The organism is Burkholderia sp. Bp9143, from assembly GCF_003853645.1.
Classification (GTDB): Bacteria; Pseudomonadota; Gammaproteobacteria; order Burkholderiales; family Burkholderiaceae; genus Burkholderia.
This window is the reverse complement of record NZ_QTPO01000127.1, coordinates 1-1,629: the sequence shown is the minus strand read 5'-3', so window position 1 is coordinate 1,629 and position 1,629 is coordinate 1. Positions and strand designations below refer to the sequence as shown.

General features: G+C 61.2%; 2 protein-coding genes. Both read left to right on the top strand.

Features of this window, described 5'->3' with window-relative positions; genetic code table 11:
* Positions 1–177: formate dehydrogenase subunit delta (locus DIE23_RS38925; protein WP_124618173.1), on the top strand; the 177-nt coding region annotated here is incomplete at its 5' end.
* Positions 178–310: 133 nt separating this feature from the next.
* Positions 311–1,330, top strand: a complete 1,020-nt coding sequence (locus tag DIE23_RS38920) for a 2-dehydropantoate 2-reductase (RefSeq protein ID WP_124618171.1) — start codon at positions 311–313, stop codon at positions 1,328–1,330.
* Positions 1,331–1,629 lie beyond the last annotated feature (299 nt).

Below are 1,629 nucleotides of genomic sequence, written 5' to 3'. Positions count from 1 at the left end.
CCCGATCGCGAAGAAGCGCTGTCCGGGATCGCCGAACACATCCGGCGCTTCTGGGAACCACGCATGCGGCGCGCGCTGCTGGCGGCGCTCGATACGGCAAACAGTCAGGCATTGTGCCCGATCGTGCGACTGGCGCTTGCGGGGTATCGCGCCGAGCTGATGCCCGCTCAAACATAGACGTGTAGGCCAGCGGCGGCGCGAAGCGTGACTGCAACATGATGCGCAGCCTGCGCTTGCCGCTGAAAGCCTGTGCAAGGCACGAGCTGAATTGAAGAGACAACATTCGTGACTTTGGAGCAAGGAGAGACAGATGAAGATCTGTATTTATGGCGCCGGTGCGATCGGTGCGTACGTTGGCGCGCAACTCGCGTCTGCCGGCGCGGAGGTAAGTTTAGTGGCGCGTGGTCCCCACCTCGCCGCCATGCGGGCAAACGGTGTACGTTTGCAGATCGGCGGCGACGAACGCGTCGTGAGGGTGCGTTGTACATCGGATCCGCGTGAGCTTGGTCCGCAGGATTATGTGATCGTTGCACTGAAAGCGCATTCGGTGGCGGGCGTGGTTGACCTGATGCAGCCTCTGCTGGGGCCCGACACGGCGATTGTCACCGCAGTCAACGGCATTCCCTATTGGTACTTCCACAAGCATGGTGGCGAATATGCCGGTACCACGCTCGAAAGCGTCGACCCAGGCAGCAAGCAGTGGAACGTGCTTGGGCCGGAACGTGCGATCGGTTGTGTGGTGTACCCGGCAGCGGAAATCGTCGAACCGGGCGTGGTTCGCCATGTCTACGGCAACAAATTCCCGATCGGCGAGGCCAGCGGCGAGCGCACCGACAGAATCCAGAAACTGCATGAGATCATGACTGCTGCAGATCTGGATGCGCCTATCCGCGACAATATCCGCGATGAGATCTGGCTGAAGCTCTGGGGTAACCTTTGCTTCAATCCGATCAGCGCGTTGACCCATGCAACGCTCGACGTCATTACCAGTCACCCGGCGACGCGAGCAGTATCGAAGACGATGATGCTTGAAGCCAAGACGATCGCCGATCGCTTCGGCGTGCATTTCCGCGTCGACGTCGAAAGGCGCATCGACGGTGCTGGTGCGGTGGGTGCACACAAGACGTCCATGTTGCAGGACCTCGAAGCCAACCGTCCCATGGAGATCGACCCGCTTCTGACCGTCGTGCAGGAAATGGGCCGGCTCGTTGGACAGGCGACGCCGACGATCGATACGGTGCTGGCGCTGATCAAGCTCCGCGAACAGATTGCGCAGCAGCGGCCGTTGCCGGTTGCCCGTGCGACGCCGGAAGTTGCCAGCGTCTCCTGAGGGAAATGAAATCTGCTCCAACCTCCTGACCTGGGGCGCCAGCAACAATCGCCCCGGGGCCCGATGACATCGACCACCCGTTCTGAAACAACTCACGGACCACAGGCGGCCACAAGGGCCGCTTGTGGTTGGTCGCTTTATGCGTAACTCGAGCGTGCGCCGCCATGCAGTGCTGTATTTGCACCGCCGTCAGCACTGAAGGCGGTGTAGCAGTAAGCGGGGGGGGGTGCCCCTATGTCCTTCGTCAAGCGTTAAGGGCTGACTTGGGTTGGTAAATGGTGCCGTCACGCAGCATGGCG